Annotated in this window: 15 protein-coding genes and 2 pseudogenes; 8 read left to right on the top strand and 9 right to left on the bottom strand. The window is 51.6% G+C overall.

Annotated elements, in window-relative coordinates:
- Nucleotides 1-28 precede the first annotated feature (28 nt).
- Together KO536_RS05690 and KO536_RS05685 are read left to right on the top strand one after the other, a co-directional pair.
- On the top strand, nt 29-1,303 hold the full coding sequence (locus KO536_RS05690; RefSeq protein WP_257622811.1) for a M20 family metallopeptidase: 1,275 nt from the start codon (nt 29-31) through the stop codon (nt 1,301-1,303).
- 388 nt (nt 1,304-1,691) lie between these two features.
- Nucleotides 1,692-2,492, top strand: a complete 801-nt coding sequence (locus KO536_RS05685; RefSeq protein WP_219261384.1) for an aminoglycoside phosphotransferase family protein — start codon at nt 1,692-1,694, stop codon at nt 2,490-2,492.
- Between the two features lie 106 nt (nt 2,493-2,598).
- Here KO536_RS05685 and KO536_RS05680 read toward each other — a convergent pair whose 3' ends face one another.
- Together KO536_RS05680 and KO536_RS05675 are read right to left on the bottom strand one after the other, a co-directional pair.
- The gene (locus KO536_RS05680; protein ID WP_219261383.1) at nt 2,599-2,865 is read right to left on the bottom strand and encodes a hypothetical protein; all 267 of its coding nucleotides are present in this window, start codon (nt 2,863-2,865) and stop codon (nt 2,599-2,601) included.
- A 357-nt stretch (nt 2,866-3,222) separates the two neighbouring features.
- The gene (locus KO536_RS05675; RefSeq protein ID WP_219261382.1) at nt 3,223-3,999 is read right to left on the bottom strand and encodes a carbon-nitrogen hydrolase family protein; all 777 of its coding nucleotides are present in this window, start codon (nt 3,997-3,999) and stop codon (nt 3,223-3,225) included.
- 731 nt (nt 4,000-4,730) lie between these two features.
- On the opposite strand from KO536_RS05675, the gene KO536_RS05670 reads away from it, so the two are divergent.
- A complete protein-coding gene (locus KO536_RS05670) occupies nt 4,731-5,291 on the top strand; it encodes a hypothetical protein (RefSeq protein ID WP_219261381.1) in 561 nt (186 codons plus the stop codon).
- A 6-nt stretch (nt 5,292-5,297) separates the two neighbouring features.
- Complete coding sequence (locus tag KO536_RS05665; RefSeq protein WP_219261380.1) at nt 5,298-5,738, top strand: type II toxin-antitoxin system YafO family toxin; 441 nt, start codon at nt 5,298-5,300, stop codon at nt 5,736-5,738.
- Between the two features lie 564 nt (nt 5,739-6,302).
- On the opposite strand, the gene KO536_RS05660 is transcribed toward KO536_RS05665, so the two are convergent.
- From KO536_RS05660 to KO536_RS05645, 4 genes and pseudogenes are all read right to left on the bottom strand, one after another.
- On the bottom strand, nt 6,303-7,136 hold the full coding sequence (locus KO536_RS05660; RefSeq protein WP_219261379.1) for a RelA/SpoT domain-containing protein: 834 nt from the start codon (nt 7,134-7,136) through the stop codon (nt 6,303-6,305).
- A 2-nt stretch (nt 7,137-7,138) separates the two neighbouring features.
- Complete coding sequence (locus KO536_RS05655) at nt 7,139-8,236, bottom strand: ParA family protein (protein WP_219261378.1); 1,098 nt, start codon at nt 8,234-8,236, stop codon at nt 7,139-7,141.
- A gap of 146 nt (nt 8,237-8,382) precedes the next feature.
- Nucleotides 8,383-9,630: pseudogene (locus KO536_RS05650) on the bottom strand (DUF4113 domain-containing protein).
- Nucleotides 9,620-10,048, bottom strand: a pseudogene (locus KO536_RS05645) (LexA family protein). Before KO536_RS05645 ends, KO536_RS05650 begins: the two co-directional pseudogenes overlap by 11 nt.
- 150 nt (nt 10,049-10,198) lie before the next feature.
- Between KO536_RS05645 and KO536_RS05640 the strand changes: the two are divergent.
- On the top strand, nt 10,199-10,888 hold the full coding sequence (locus tag KO536_RS05640; protein WP_219261467.1) for an SOS response-associated peptidase family protein: 690 nt from the start codon (nt 10,199-10,201) through the stop codon (nt 10,886-10,888).
- Between the two features lie 270 nt (nt 10,889-11,158).
- On the opposite strand, the gene KO536_RS05635 is transcribed toward KO536_RS05640, so the two are convergent.
- Nucleotides 11,159-11,803 carry a TIR domain-containing protein gene (locus KO536_RS05635; RefSeq protein ID WP_219261377.1) on the bottom strand — a complete coding sequence of 215 codons (645 nt, stop codon included), beginning with the start codon at nt 11,801-11,803 and terminating at the stop codon, nt 11,159-11,161.
- A gap of 370 nt (nt 11,804-12,173) precedes the next feature.
- Between KO536_RS05635 and KO536_RS05630 the strand changes: the two genes are divergently transcribed.
- Both KO536_RS05630 and KO536_RS05625 read left to right on the top strand, forming a co-directional pair.
- Nucleotides 12,174-12,866, top strand: a complete 693-nt coding sequence (locus KO536_RS05630; RefSeq protein ID WP_219261376.1) for a hypothetical protein — start codon at nt 12,174-12,176, stop codon at nt 12,864-12,866.
- A gap of 47 nt (nt 12,867-12,913) precedes the next feature.
- The gene (locus KO536_RS05625) at nt 12,914-13,693 is read left to right on the top strand and encodes a hypothetical protein (protein ID WP_219261375.1); all 780 of its coding nucleotides are present in this window, start codon (nt 12,914-12,916) and stop codon (nt 13,691-13,693) included.
- Between the two features lie 317 nt (nt 13,694-14,010).
- Here the strand turns inward: KO536_RS05625 and KO536_RS05620 are convergent, their stop codons facing one another.
- Nucleotides 14,011-14,535: a lysis system i-spanin subunit Rz gene (locus tag KO536_RS05620; protein ID WP_219261374.1), complete on the bottom strand. Its 525-nt coding sequence runs from the start codon at nt 14,533-14,535 to the stop codon at nt 14,011-14,013.
- Nucleotides 14,532-15,065 carry a glycoside hydrolase family 19 protein gene (locus KO536_RS05615; protein ID WP_219261373.1) on the bottom strand — a complete coding sequence of 178 codons (534 nt, stop codon included), beginning with the start codon at nt 15,063-15,065 and terminating at the stop codon, nt 14,532-14,534. Before KO536_RS05615 ends, KO536_RS05620 begins: the two co-directional genes overlap by 4 nt.
- A 189-nt stretch (nt 15,066-15,254) precedes the next feature.
- On the opposite strand from KO536_RS05615, the gene KO536_RS05610 reads away from it, so the two are divergent.
- Complete coding sequence (locus KO536_RS05610; RefSeq protein ID WP_219261372.1) at nt 15,255-16,124, top strand: DUF6625 family protein; 870 nt, start codon at nt 15,255-15,257, stop codon at nt 16,122-16,124.
- The last annotated feature ends 282 nt before the right edge of the window (nt 16,125-16,406 follow it).

The raw sequence follows: 16,406 nt of genomic DNA, 5'->3' as shown, positions 1-16,406 counted from the left end.
GTAACTATTAGCTTGATTGGAGGGGCAGATGGAAACTTTGGCTCGTAAAGAAAGCATGTCAAAAATGTCCGGCGATATTCGCAAGGTGCTGCCGACCCTTGAGGCAATATACAAAGATCTCCATGCCCATCCTGAGCTTTCGATGCAGGAAACCCGTACGGCGGCCATAGCGGCCTCGTTTATCAAGAAGTTAGGGTATGACGTCCACGAACAGGTTGGTGTAACTGGCGTCGTCGGCCTATTGAAAAACGGTGAAGGTCCCACGGTCATGCTACGTGCCGACATGGACGCCTTGCCAATGGCCGAAAAGACTGGCCTACCTTATGCCAGTCAAAAGAAAGGACAGACCGCTGAAGGAGACACGGTGGATGTGGCACATATGTGTGGTCACGATCTGCATGTTACGTGGTTGATGGGCACCGCACAGTTGATGGCGGATCATCGTGACTTATGGAGCGGTACCTTGATGCTGGTCTTTCAGCCTGGCGAAGAAACCGGGAAGGGAGCAAAGGCCATGATCGACGACGGAATGATTGATCGTTTCCCAAAGCCGGATATCATTTTGGGACAACACGTCATGGTTGGTGAAGCAGGTACGGTTGGACATCGTGCTGGTGCTATTCTGGCGGCTGGAGACAGCCTGCATATCAAACTGTATGGCCGCGGTGCCCACGGTTCCATGCCACAAAATTCAATTGATCCAGTGATCATGGCCGCGGCGACTGTCATGCGCCTGCAAACAATTGTCTCCCGCGAATTATCGCCTCTGGAAAGCGGGGTTTTGACCATTGGCGCTCTGCAGGCCGGGACCAAGGAAAATATCATTCCAGATGACGCGGTCATCAAACTGAACATGCGTACCTATGATGAAAATGTGCGCCGCAGGATGCTCGACTCGGTACATAGGATCTGCAGCGCGGAATGCCAAGCCTCCAACGCTGACCATCCGCCGGAATTTACCACCATTGACAGTTATCCAGTCACCGAAAACGACGCCGTCGCCACTGCCCAACTAGCGCAAGCTTTTGATGATCACTTCGCTAGTCGGTCATATGAAACTGCGCCGGCATCGGCCAGCGAAGACTTTAGTATTTTCGGGCGAGAGTGGAAGGTTCCCTACGTTTTCTGGTTCGTAGGAAGCACCGAAAAGTCGATATGGCAGCAGGCCTTATCAAACGCTAACATCAATCAAATCCCCTCTAATCATTCATCGAAATTTAATCCACAAATACATCCAACTCTTGAGACCGGATTGGAAACGATGCTGGTTGGAGCACTGACTTGGCTGAATGCGCCCTCTTGAGAACAGTGGGAATATGCGCCTGAGCACCCGTGTATCAAAGACAGCATTTCATTGAATCGCCCCTTGTTTCGTAAGCACCTTCCAAAAAATGCGGAACACATCCCCCCTTTTTCGCAGGCATAAAAAAACCCCGCAGACCGTGATCTGCGGGGCTTTCGAAGGTGGAGGCCGAAGCCGGAATCGAACCGGCGTGGGCGGATTTGCAAACTAGACCGGGATTATCGACGCCTGTTGTGCTGAACATTGTTTTTCGTTCCGGTATTTTACAGGACACGACAGGCTGAAAAGTGCAGGCTAGAAGGGTTGGATTTTGGGTTCCGGAATGGTTTTCTGCCCGCTGGGAAGACCTGCCGCTCGCGATTTTGAATGCCCTGGATTTAGTGAATTTATGTTTGATGAGTATTTGAAACGATGGGATCTGACCATTGATGGTGATGCTTTTGCCTCACTGAACGGCAATCTGCTGCCCGTTCGCCAACGCGGCATACCCGCGATGCTGAAAATCTCGCAAGTTGTTGAGGAACAAGCTGGCGGCTTGCTGATGGCATGGTGGGACGGCAAGGGTGCTGCGCCCGTTCTTGCCCATGACGACCAGGCTTTGCTGATGGTGCGCGCACAGGGCCCCGACTCGCTTGTGCAAATGGTCAGTTGTGGGAGGAATGACGAGGCCACTCGCATCCTGTGTAGGGTAGTTGCCCAACTGCATGCACCAGTTGCCAAGCCGATCCCCACTCTGGTTCCACTGGAACAATGGTTCGAAGCGTTATGGGACGCGGCAGCGATGCACGGCGGTATCCTTGAGCACTGCGCAAGAACCGCACGCGAACTCCTGGCTGCACCGCGTGATATCACAGTACTGCATGGCGACATCCATCATGGCAATGTTCTTGATTTCGGTCCGTCAGGCTGGCTCGCCATCGATCCAAAGGGGTTGTACGGCGAGCGGGGGTTTGATTACGCGAACATCTTCTGCAATCCCGACAGTGAAAGTGCCCTGGCTCCGGGATCGTTCGCGCGTCGAATAGAAATCGTGGCAAACGCTTCAGGCATCGATCGCCTGCGACTGCTGCAATGGGTACTCGCGTGGGCGGGATTGTCGGTCACCTGGATGCTTGAAGACGATGTTGAACCAGGCACAAATCTCGGGGTGGCTAAACTGGCTGCAGCGGCCCTCGGCATCGGTGATTAGTCAGCTGCGCGATTCATGACAGGCTATTCGATTTCATCGGACAGCACTTCCTGACCAATGTGGCACCCAGCATAAAGCGGGGGCCACACCGCAAGAACGACCGCTATTAATGGACTGTTCCCTCACGCAACGTCAAAACCCCAAGCAAGTCGCATCCCTCCTGCAAGAGCAACGCTGATGCCTCACAAACACAGCTCAAATCATGAGGATGGCTACTGTTGCCGTTCATAAGCGACAAGCATTGCAGCAGGTTTTTTGCAGCCCTTATGCGCTGGTCGGCACAGATCAGCAAGGCAGGAATCGAAGCATGGGTATCAATGAACAAAACGCTAAAACCATCAGGGTTATCGGTTTGTGGCAAATAGTGCGACATAGGTATCTCCTAGATGAAGTTTTACCGTCTTGCCTGCTTGCACACAGACAAAAAGGTGGCGGCTGCACGCGGGTGTGCAAGACCGGTCTAGGAACCCGGCAGATCCGAAGATCTCCCGCGTGCAACCGCCAAAACGCCGACCGAAGGTACTGATCCTACTAGGCGAAATGACAAGTTGAAATCCTAGTCACAGGCTTGCACACCTAATCGCTGATGAAGTCGGCGATGGCTGGAAATGTATGCAGCCTCCTTGGGATATGACAATAGCGATCCGCCAAACCCAGATGAATCCTACTCAAACGAGCGAACCGTCTGAGTGGATCAATTCTGTCTGCTGGGTCGCACCGGGTATCTTGTTCAAGGTGTCGGCAAGACTGGATGCAGTGACACTTCCACTATCTGACCCTGCCATACACCTTGGCGGCGACGCGCAATAACCAGGCAATCTCCCGTACCGGTTGCACTCGCCACCAGATCCCCACCTGGAGACCAGAACGCGCTGCGCCCTGCACAGGCCCAGCCTCCAGAAGGGCCGCCGTGATTGGCCATCAATACCCCCATCGAATGCTCTTTGGCATAGCCCTGCAGCAACTCGCTGTCGCGCGCATAACCGTTTTCACTGATCAGCACGCTGGTCGCATACACACCTGCACCCTTAAGTGCGGCGGCATGGGCGTGGCTGGGGTGGGTAAAGTCGGCGCAGATAGACAGAGCAACGCGCTCAGATCCGATTCCCAGCAACGCGCCACCATCGCCTAGCGTGAACACAGCCTCTTCACCCGAGTGAAGGTGCTGTTTGGTATAGGTTGCCTGCGAGCCGTCAGCGGTAAAAACTAATGCTCCGATCATGATGACGTCACTACCAGGTTGGCGCAGCGGCAGCCCAACGACAGTTGTCATTGCCAAGTGCCTGGCCAGCTCGCGCAACGGCTGCAAGATTTCCGCGTCAGGTGCTTGCGCAAGCTCACGGGCGAGTGACGGCTCATAGCCAGTCAGGGATAACTCCGGAAACAACAAAAAATCGACGCCATGCTTAGCGGCGAGCTCCATTAGCTGAATATGGCGGGCAATATTGGCGTTGAGGTCGCCTGATGCTGAGCAATACTGGGCTGCGCAAATATCGAGATTTGTCATCAAGCCTTACGTCATTAAAAGGAGGGGCCAGGGATCTTGAGTGAGGATTCAGCATTTTGGGAAGCGGCATTAAAGCTTAAACCCAGCACAAAGCATCCGGCAGTGCAGGTTGTCGTACTTGAAAAGTTAAATCTAGGAGCAGGCAGAACCCTAGCACCCCATTCTCGCTCATAAAATAACGCAAGCCATTATTAGTAAAAGATAAATTATTTTATTCGGGGTGGTAAAATCAGCAGTATTTCGTGCATTGGCAAACAGTAAACCATGACCTTCAGGGTGGGTTTTGCGCATTTTTTGCCCCCCTACCCTCCAGCTTTTGGTTACTGCCACACAAAGCCGATGAGCGCTGAACTGTCTGCTTTCGGCAGAAGAGGAAATCAAGGCCAAGCCAAGAGTGCAGGCGTAGAAGATGGAGAATTTACCCAAAATAGCATTCGCGCCTTGGCAAACGATAAACCGTAGCCAACAGGCTAGATTTGCGCCTGCTGTCACATCTGCACCAGTAATTTATCCTCCTCTTACAGCCAATAGATGCGTAAATCACTACAGTTAGAAATGTAGGGATGGCCGTCTACTAAAGAAGCGGCGACCGTCTGTCTGATATGCTTGCTCGTTACAAAAATGTAGTGACATAACGGTGGCACATTTGGTCAGAGGATATAGAGTCAGCGGATAGACCCATCCGAAACTCGAGCACCAAAAGACCAGAGCACGCCCAAGAGGGCAAAACAATGAAGCGTAACCAACAGCATCACCGTCATGACCCGTATTCTAAAGAGGTCATGCTCTCCCTTACCTTGCGAGTATCGTTATATTGTGCAGAGGTTGCGGCCGTACCGAGTGTTGAGTCGGACAGTAGCCTAGAAACCACTAATAGCGAGAGATATGTTGCTGAAAACACAAAGATTCGCACCGCAATTAAGGAAGCTATTGTCAGCTTAAATGAGCTTAATGACTTTGTGTTTGACGCAGGACGTACCATGCTCACAAACATGCCATCACGGCATATGATAGAAGAAGAAAGATTTTCCGAGGTAGCCTGCACATTACGCGCGTTAGAATCAGTAATAGCTAAGAAGGCAGAGCTGTATTTAAACTTGCCAACCATGAGCGACGAATACCTAGCGCTACGGCGTAATTTGGCTACTACGCGCTCGCGGACAGCCCAGAATGCTATGATTCTTAAACAGATGATTCACGTCCCGGAAAGCTACGAGAGCTCAATAGATATGAAAGGGTTGGAAGCATTGACTTCCATTTCGACAGAACGTCTCCATCTTCTCATGGGCTAACGCAGTATGACGTTAATTGTCGAGTATAGCCCAGACACATACGATGATTTCTTTAAGGACGTTTTGTCCACTCATCCTACTATCTTAAACTCTTTACGCGACGACTTTCATACTTATATCGCGTCAAATAGAATGACCCTACCTACATATTTCGGGTGTGACGTGCCTTACACACACCCACATGAAGCTTATATCACGGGCTTGATGCACATCCACATAGCTATCCCTCCATCGGTGTTTCCTACGAGCAAACCTCAGTTTGACCGAAAGTGCCCTCTAGGCGACCCAAATAAAGATGCTGCATTGGTGTATGCTCAAGGGCTATACGATGAGGACAGATACGTTCTCATCGCCATGCTTCACCCTGGCGCCCACGACAAAGCCCGTACCGAAAGAATAATTAAACAACTAGCAGGTGTAGCAAAGCGCTTTCGCGATACCTATTAGCTTAATTAGATACTTACCGTAACAGCTTACTTCAAACCCTTTAGCTTTTGCATCCCCCATCAGCTTCTGTACAACTAGCCTTTCTCTACTACCCCCCCTTTACGAAAAGAGCAGCTTACAAATCGAAATTAGCACAGTAGCTTGCAATACACACAGAAGTAATTTAAACCCTTTAAACATAGCCGCCATTTCTGATCCTCGCTGCAATCGAACAGCCATAGATACATACAGGTGCGCAATTCGTCACGCAATCCTTGAGCAACTCCAAAGGGTCTGCCGGACAAATAGAGTACACTTTATTTACTGAACCAACACAATTTAACTTCAAGGGTCTATTTCAACCAAAATTGTGACAATCTAAAAGTAGTTTAAACCAGACCTTCGTAGCTGGCTAGTTGCGCCCTGGGGCAGACGCTACTTAAACTTCACCTGGCGCTGGAAAGATCAGCCACCTCATTACAATAGAATAGCAATGATGGCTTGACCCAACGAAGCCATTCCATCAGATGCAGAAAATGTAGCGCCTCGATAGGAGGCGCGCGAGGCTAGAGGTGTTATTCCGTACTAGCGTCCAACTGGATCATCTTCAGGGTTGATAGGTGGCCCTTCCTCATCTGGTCTGCTCATCGGAGTTTCCGCGGGCGGGGTGATCGCAGAAGGCATTACTTGCAGTAAGTGCTCAACAGACGATTCCGGCTGTTCCTCTATCACCTCAGCAGGCGGCGGGGCAACAGGATTGGCTGTCCGAAAAATTGAATCGACCAATCGGCTTCCCGCTCCAACTACCTTTGCAAGAACCCGAAGCTGCTCGCTACACGCAATATTTTCGGTTGGTGATGGGTAGTTTAAAGTGTGGTCAACTTCCCCCCAGATCTCCTCAAAAAGCGTTCGCACTTGAATCTCACATACAACGTCTGAGTCGATTTTTGGACGAATGACGTAATGCAAGCTTGTGTAGTGGCTCTCTTTTAATTCCGTGTGAATCTCTAATTTCTTAAAGAACTCAACCGACTCTGGATCCCAAGTATATGCTTTCGGAGGTTCAATCAGGCACCAGTCATTGCTGGTTTTTTTTAAGAGCTCGGCGTGCAATGCAGTAAACTGCTCCTGGTGAAGCAGTAACACTCTCACCCCGGACAGATCAGTAAGACGTCGAAACATGTCTTCAGCATGCGGCTGATCGGGTAAATCGACGAGTTTCCGGACAACTTTTTCTTCAAGGTGCAGACGATCTTTCAAGCGACTTTTTACGGAATGAATAGTAGGAAACGAACATCTTGTTAACTTGGGATGCGTTTCAAACCACGAACGAACTGTCGTCATAAATATTGACAATTCATGATTTATTTCATCATACCGTTCAAGACAATGCTTAATAAGCGGTTCGGCATCTTTCATGATCAGCCCAACCTTTCAATTCTTGTAAGCAGATCTTTAGAAAACGCCGTATATTTTTCTAAGGTCGCTTCGAAAACCCTCCTACTACCCATTACTGTGCTTACGTCATCCCCCAGATTTTCCTTGGAAGGGACCTTCCACATTGGGACATGATACTTTTGTGACATCCCTGTCAGGGTATTATGAGTGTGCATGATTGCCGTTCCACCAATGGGCTCACTCAGAATATCTTCTGGAATTACATTCCTAACAGATTCAGGAACACACGTCATAATTTCGTTTGGGATCTGAAGCGCGTAGTGGTAATGCGCTTTGGCAAGCTCCCATGGCTGGTTACCAGCATATTTTTTTGCGTTATATATGGTAAAACCTAACAGCTTCACAAAATCCTCAGGAAAATTTTTGCGTTTTTCTTCTGAAAGCAAATGAAATATAGTACTGAATTGCTTTTGCCAAACAGAGAGTGCGCTGCCGAGGTTTCGGATTCCATATAATGAAAACATGTCTGGGGCGCAAGGAATTATAAAGCCGTCGGTTGTGGATATAATAACTTTGTTCAACGCACCGATGCTGGGCGACGTATCCATAATTACGTAATCGTATCCATAAGCAGCAGCGTACTCCTCTGCAAGCTTTCTGATTCTCGTAATTGTTCTAATCGCGAGGGGGTCGCCTTGATACACATCACTCCACCGACTTGAAATCTTTTCCTCGTACAAGTGCATTGTCAACCTGCCCGGTATAAGATGCAGATTTGGCGCAAGGGCAACAGGTGGCGGAAGGACGCCAATCTCTGCTGTACCTTCTTGTGTTGGAGTTAAAAGGTAATGAATCGATCTAACATTTTGATTTAGTCGTTCAAACTCATGATCCGAACATTGCTCACGAGTAGCTTTAAAGTCTTCAATGTATGCATTTTCTTTAGCCCAAACTTCCATAAGCCACTCTTGGGGCACTGACAGGGTTGAAATGTTACATTGAGGATCCAAATCTATAATAAGGATTTTCTTCCCCATTGCCGCAAGCGCGTGCGCCAAGTGAAATGTGAGAGTGGTTTTGCCGACCCCGCCTTTGTTATTAAATATTGAAATCGTTTTCATATTGACCCTGTGATCGACTGCAAATGCATGATGGCGAAAAGCCGCATAGAAGACCATACGTCTGAAAATTGTGCAATGAGCGTGCTATATCAGCCACTGCGCTTAAGCATCTTCCCCAGCGTCCGGCCGATCGAATACCACCCCTCCTATCTACAAGACACCCGCCAAAGTTGCTGCATCTGCGTTGTGTAGCTCTGACTCATTATCTCCCTCCTCATTCCCCAATCGGGATTTCTCGGCACACTTGCAGCACGCAGAGTACCCCCTCCCCCAGCGACCATTGATTTCATCCAGCACACCCACAACCCGGGATGCTTCTGCCGGTTGGTTAACGGCAAAAAGATCGTCCGAAAACTCACCAGGCTGCCGAAGGTCCAGCAGCAACACCTCTGCCTTGCTGTATTTGAATCCAGGTTGAAATATATGGTCGAGCGCATCCACTGCAGCCCTTGTCAGCAGACGTACATCGTCTGTGGGGTAAGGAAGCGTTACCACCACTCCCTTTGCGTATTTGGCTTCATTAGGATTGATCATGCCGGTGCGGATACTGACCCGAACCTTTTTACAGTAAGACTTCGGGGGCGCGCAGCTTCTCCGAGGCGCGCATCATGTAGGTGGCCACCGCCGCTTTTATTAGTGCCAACTCAGTCAGTCGTTTGCCGAACATGCGGCTTCAACAGATTTCCTGCTTTGGCGGATCGGGCTCGTCCAGCTCAAGACAAGGTGTTCCGGCCAACTCGCGAGCAGTCTTCTCAATAACGATGCTGAATTTCTTGCGCAGCGTCCACGGATCAGCCTTGGCCAGGTCAATAGCAGTACGAATGCCCATTGTCTCAAGGTGCAAGGTCATTCGCCGCACTACTCCCCACACCTCAGACACAGCTGTATTGCGCAGCACCCAGTTGCGCTCGAAGTCCTCGCAAAGATTCACGACCCCACCGGTTTGTGCCTGCAATCGCTTTGCAGGATGGTTGGCCAACTTGGCCAGGGTTTTGGTATGAGCAATCCCTACACCGACCGGGATGCCGGTACATTTAAATATGCGGCTGCGTATTTTCGGCCCATAGCCGAATCGTCAGCTATGCCGATCAGGTCAGCGAATGACTCATCTATGCTATAGATCTCCACCGCCGGAACCATCGCTTCGATCAAGCTCATAACCCGCTCGCTCATGTCGCCGTACAACGCATAGTTGGATGAGAAGGCGACAATGCCCAGCTTCTCCAGGCGATTCTTGATCTGGAAATACGGCTCGCCCATTTTCACGTGGGGTTTCGCGTCATAGCTGCGAGCAATCACGCTGCCATCGTTGTTACTCAGCACCACAATGATCAGCTGGCATAGAAACTGTTGCAGTCTATGAGCGCGAAAACTGGATCTGGCTTAATTGCCATGGCTGCGCACTATGTGAGTGATCACTCCCCAAATGGAAAGGTCGTTGCCTTCCAGCACATGTCGGTCTGGGTATTTCGAGTTTTCAGACTGGAGAATGACCCTCTTTTCTCGCATGCATAGACGTTTGCAAATCGGATCGTTGTTGAGCAGCGCGACAACCACATTGCTATGGACAGGTTCAATTGAACGATCAACAACAGCCAGATCCCCGGAATAGATCCCGGCGTCCTGCATGCTATCGCCATCGATTGATACCAGGTAAACGTGAGGAGCACGGATGTTCAGCACTTGGTCTTACGAGATGTGCTTCTCGATATGGTCTGCTTCAGGGGACGGAAATCCGGCTGGAACCTTGAAAGAGCAAAGAGGTAGGCGAGTGCCTCCTTCTGCAATTGGACCCTGAGAAGTGAAGATCATGACGCACACCTTAAGTTAGCTGTATGAATATATAGCCCGCTGCGGCGCGTGATTCACGTCAATTCATCTGTAGGAGTTTTCGACGATAGGAACACCCTGAGCACTTCAAGCTACGCTTCCTTCAGGCCCCCTTTGCAAGAGGTCAAAACGATGTGCGGACGATTTGTGCAGTATCAGAGCATGTCTGATTATCTGGAGGTTTTGGCGCCTGACCGGGTCGTCATGAGCGGGTACGACAATCAGCCCAAAGGTCGCTACAACGTCGCTCCTGGCACGCGTGTCAGCATTCTTCACGGCGGAAATGAGGGACTACGTATTGATCCCGTCCACTGGGGCTGGGCGCCGTTCTGGGCCAAGGGCAAACGCCCTGACCCGATAAACGCCAGAGTGGAAACAGTCACAGCCGGAAGGTTTTTCAAACAACTCTGGCCCAAAGGCCGGGCCTTGGTCATGGCTGACGGATGGTATGAGTGGGTCAAGGATTCGGATGATCCTAAGAAGAAACAGCCCTATTTCATTCGCCTGAAATGTCAGGAGCCAATGTTCTTGGCGGCGCTGGCCGAGGTACACCCAGGGCTGGAGCCTCATGAAGGGGATGGGTTTGTGATTGTCACTGCTGCCAGTGATCAGGGGATGGTCGACATTCATGATCGACGGCCTGTGGTTTTCAAATATCAGCACGCTCGTGAATGGATGGAGAGCGACCCTGATTCAGTGGAAGCAGAAGGACTACTTTTGAAGTGTTGTCAGCCCACTGAAGATTTTGAGTGGTTTCCCATAAGTAAGATTGTGGGCAATGTGAAAAACCATAGGCCCGAATTGATTAAGCCGCTTGTTTGATACCGTTTCATCCTTCCCCTAACTCCGCATTAGAAGGCCCTGCTTGGAAGTGCCAAATAGCGGTGTGACTCGTTCTTCATAATCAGGTAAAGGACCCACCGTGACCAGATCGGGGATGCCCATTGCGTTGCACCAGGTCAGGAACTCATTGGCCGCCGCGTATTCGGATTGCGGATGTTGGCGGTGAAAACTCCAGAAAGCGCAGCTGCGCCTGCTCGCCCGTGACGATTGCTGACAGACTCACTGGCGAGGAGGAAGCTAGCAGCTGGCTCACGCCCGCATGACCTTATTCCAGTCGATCTCGTGCCCAGCTGCTTGCAGCTCACGTCCGAGTGCCTGCCTCCAACTATTGCCGTCCATGGACTCCCAGACTACACCGGCAAAATCACTGGGGATCTCTACGATGCCACGCTTCAGCGCACAAACCTTGTCGCGGCCGAGGCGCCCTAGGAAATAACCTAACTCCAACAAGACGTTCTGGCGAGCACGTGGCTCGAGAGTGCCGCCCTTGGCACACCCCTCATCGTCGGGCGTCAGCAGCACTACGGCAAAATCCACCTGCCCGTGCGCTTCGACCTTCTCCATAACCGTCCGGCCCTGGTTGGCTTGCTCGTGCAAGATGATGGGGTCAAAGCCCAGCTGCATTAAAAAGCGGGCCACGGTTTCTCGTGCACCTTCATCATGCCCATGAACTATAAAAACTCGTCTTGAAAGCGATTGATGCTCAAGGCTAACTACCGGCGATAGTCGTTGTAAATCTTCGCAATCAGCTAGATCTTCCTCCAGAGTCCTTTGTCCCTCCGTCAACAAAGCAATAGCTCTCGCAATGCATTTTTCCGCGTATTGGGGGTAGTAGCTGTGATCCCTAATGCGGTTTAACGTGGGCTGCAAATGGCATGCAGAGTGGAAGCGCATAAAGCAGAGGTTCCGTTTCCGAAGCATCTCTCCAATGTGTCTTCGATAGCAGCTCCGAGAGCTCGGAGTGCCGGAGAAGGCACATTTGTTAAAACACGCACATCAAAGGCCTTCAGCTCAGTAATGCGGTCATCCAAGCGAGCTAGCCCTCGCTTTATTTGGTCAGGGGTTGCTTGAACCATCGGAGCGAATCCTTTCTCTAGCAATATTTGATAAGGACATTATCAAATATAAAGCCTATGCCTACGGCCAAAAAGAAAATTATTCCAATAAAAATGATTAATCATTACTAGCATCATAAATTAATCATTGCATGAATCATATAACGCCGATAGTCTGTGCCCATACCGACTGACCGAGAGCAGCAACGATGAGCACCTACTGGCGTAAACAATTCGAACATAACTTCATCGCCACCGAAAAAAATCTCGGCCTGGACGACATCCTCCAGGAAGCGCAGGACGCCTATTTGGGCTGGATGGGGGCTTCGCTGATGGCATTTCATGGCGAAATTGATCCAGCCAAACTCGATGCTCTGGATCAGATTTTCAATGGCGAAATCCCTATGCGAATGGCGGCCAATGATTGCTTCGACTACGCGATAAATGGGCGACTCAGACTGGCCAAGGATGGGACCGAGCAAAACCAGATGAATGATAGCTGGGGTCGCCTGGCCACTGTGGTGCTCTCCGCCCGGCCGGCTATTGAAGTGTTTTCGCCACGCATCCGAGGCAGGGAAATGCTGTTACCGACAGGACTCGAACACATCCTGCTCCATGCGCTGATCAGAGCCCGTCTCGACCTGGATACCCATCCGAAATTTGCGGATGAAGAGGCGCTACCGATGTTCTTGTCCGGGGAGGACAACATCGGCTACCTGACGCTAAAAGAGATCGCCCAGTTGGGGCAGATGTCCGAGCGGGCCGTGCGCAATGCCGCCCAACCCACGGCGGCGGATCGGCTTTACACCCGCAAGGAAAAAAACCAGACGGTGGTCGATGCAGATGAGGCGTTGCGCTGGTTGAAAGGTCGCCGGGGCTTTGTCGCCACTCGGGCGGATTAACACTCACCCACCCAACGCTCACTCGCCCATCGCCACAGGACTTCACCATGAGCCTCGAACAGTTCAGCCATTTGCTTTACGCCTCCACCCACAATTTCGCCACACTGCCATCCGAACTTTTGCTTGCATCAGAAGGTGGCCTGCAAACCTTCTATGCGCCCTTCGATCACATTAATACCGGTGCACGCGTCGTGCTGTGCGGCATTACACCTGGCTTACAGCAGGCCAGCCGCGCCTTGGATGAAGCGCGACAGCAGTTGCGCAATGGCGCCTCCATAGAGCACGCCAAACAGGCCGCCAAGGAAACGGCCAGCTTTGCCGGGCCCATGCGCAACAACCTGACCAACCTGCTTGATCACATCGGGCTGCATACGCTGCTGGACATCGATAGCTGTGCACGACTGTTTGATACGCAACGTCATCTGGTGCACTACACCTCGGCACTGCGCTACCCGGTCTTTCTCGATGGTCAGAATTACAGCGGCAGCCCCTCGATCCTCAGCCGCCCCAGTTTGCGCCATCAGGTCGACACGCACCTGGCTGAGGAGATTCGGGTACTGGGCCCGCAGTGCCTGTATATCCCGCTCGGCCCCAAGGTCACCGAGGTCTTTCAGCACCTGCAAGCTAAAGGCCTGTTAAAAGCCGAGCAGCTCTTGGATGGCCTGCCCCATCCCTCCGGCGCTAATGCGGAACGGATCAGCTATTTCCTCGGCACCAAGCCCCGAGAAAAGCTGTCGAGCAAAACCAACCCTGTGGTGTTGGATGGGGCCAAGGCGCGGATTTTGGCCAAGCTTACGACCCTACGTAGTGAAGGTTTCATGAGCTGAATCTGAGATCAACTCCCTGGAACAGGGAAGTGTTTCGACTGCAGTACGTTGTAGTAGTCACCGCCTGAGGTGGGGCGGAAGTACCCCTCTCTCTCGTCTCGCTGGGTTTGCCCAGCTTACTGCTCAGCAGTCCAGGCGGCCCTGTCTTCAGGGTCGCTTTTTTTGGTACGTCCATCTGGCAAGTTGCACGTACCTGCGACAGGGTTATGCGACAACTATTACAGGCCCCAAAAAACGGGGCCACGGCTTGTGTCGCAGCAGTTAGAGCGTTTGGTGGCCGGACTGGATGTTGACGCATCCAGCCTCGGTCGATCCTTTTACTTTGTGCCTGATACTTCTTTGGCATAGGCCTGACAGGCCTGCAGCGCGATCAATCCTTGGTCGCCGTCGCCGGTGATTCCGATAATTCGTTGAGCATGCGCCGGGTCAAGTTGGGCTCTACGGGCGCCATAAACCACGCCGCCGGTGCGGGTGGCGGTTTGCACTCCGTCACAATCAGTTGCGGTGGCGTCGAGTTGGACTGACAGCCGCAAGTCAGCAGTAGCAAGGCGATCACGCAAGCGTGCATGTTTGGTTTTTTCATCGGAAAGGGCTCGGTAATAGGCTTTTTCGCTGGCTACCAACCATTGCTCCAGGGCGAGGCGCTTGCTCTGCTCTGCCAGTACCAAAGCGGAGTTGGCATTGGCCAGACTTGTGCGCTCGGTTTGGTGGGCAGCTTCCTTGGCGGCCAGTCGCTGGCCGTAGGCGTTGGCCTGCCACGCCCATGCGGTCCACGCGCTGCCCGCCATCAGGGCAAGGATGATCAGCAGCGCTCCGCCCCACTTCACTGCATTGATCTTCACGCCAAGACCTTGAGTGCCCGGGCGTACAGCGCCTGCTGATCGGCGACGCCGTTCTGACCACCGTTGATGTGCTGGGTGATTTTGTTGAACTGGCCCGCATCGGCCAAGGTATTGAGTCCCTTGGTCACCCAGAACCATGCCGCTGACATACAGGCGTGTTGCGGCATCTCCAGCAACTCGGGGTGCGCCAGCAAGTTCAGGCCCAGCGCTTCACCGCACGCTGCGTAATTGGCGCGGCCAGTGATCTGGATCAGACCACGCCCCCGATACCTGAAACCATTTCCAGGCATGGTGTTGCCCAGAGCGGTACGTCCCTCATATCTGGCCTGAGCAGCGGTCGGCCCCCATACCTCTTTCAAGTACCGGAGCTGAACAGACTCATGCCCTATCTGGGCGATAAACGCTGCTATCCGTTTGGTACCAACAATCTGGTACCGACTCATCGCTGCATTCAGGACAGGAACGAAAACGCCAGCAACTGGGCCGGCGTTTGGTGGTACTTGAAGCAGTTGCTTCTCAGTAATGGCCATACAGCTTCTCCACATTGAGCCCCTGTAACTCAACCGCGATCATCATAAAAACGCGTTCGGCAGCGAAATTATTTGCCGGATAGTTCCTACAAGACTTCAAGAGCCAAACCATAGATACGAGCAATGACTCGAGTTTAATTTGCGTCGGCATAACACCTGTATGGGTACAAATTTGATAGGAAAGCACCAATGCACCGTCCACCGAGTATTCTTTTTCTTATTCCATACTTTGGAACTTGGCCGTTTTGGATGCCGCTTTTTCTCGAGAGTTGCCGACACAACCCTGACATTCAGTGGCTCATGTTCAGTGACTGCGACCAGCTGGATAACCTACCTGCCAATGTTTGTATCGAACCCACAAACTGGGTTGAATACTGCCAATTGGTTTCACAGCGGCTCGGTATTAACTTTGCACCTTCTTCGCCATACAAACTGTGCGACCTAAAGCCAGCCTTGGGTTTCATCCACGCGGACAGGCTGGAAGGTTTCGATTTTTGGGCATTCGGCGACATTGATCTGATCTACGGAAATCTCCGTGAGTACTTCACTGAAGCCCGTCTGGCCCGATATCACCTGTTATCGACCCATGAACGGAGAGTTGCAGGCCACTTGTGCCTGATTCGTAACACTGCCAGGGAAAGAGGGCTGTTCCAGCACATCAAGGATTGGTGTGAGCGCTTTGCTGACAACGAGCACTATGCGCTGGATGAAGGGGCTTTCAGTCGCGTGTTTTTGTGGCGTAAAAATCTTCCAGATCCTTTGTTCAAGTTCTTGGGAAATTTCAATCCTAAACGTCGTCGCAGCGAATTCGCTGAAGCTTTCAGCACTCCCAATGGCTGTATTAAATGGCACGATGGCAGCGAGGATTTCCCGTTGCAATGGCGCTGGCACCAAGGTCGTTTAACAAATGACCGAGATGGTGACCGTGCTTTTCCGTACTTTCATTTCGTCTGCTGGAAACGCAATGAATGGCAGGAGGTACCAAAACCATCCTTTGAGCAGGTAAAAAACTTGGCACTTAAACAACAATGGGCCATAGATGCGGCAGGCTTTCATTGAAAGATCATTGCATGAGGGCGCTGATCTTTTAATTTTAATACTTGATCACATACAGCAGCGCCACGCTCCTCGGGCGTGACTCATTCCCTCCCTATGTCGAAACATTTACATCATGGCTATGGTTGGCAACAGCCGAAACCGTAACTGCGTGGGTATGATCAGGTGCGTCCGCAATAGTCACCGAGTGGGTGTGATCTGGTGCGCCATCCGTAAAAATTGAATGAGTGTGCGCACCAGCCGCTCCTGAGTTCTGCGAAAGAGAATTCTCTACTGAAAAGTGCC

The sequence above is a fragment of the Pseudomonas sp. NKUCC02_KPG genome (assembly GCF_019345465.1).
Taxonomy (GTDB): Bacteria; Pseudomonadota; Gammaproteobacteria; order Pseudomonadales; family Pseudomonadaceae; genus Aquipseudomonas.
This window is presented reverse-complemented; position numbering and strand designations above follow the sequence as displayed.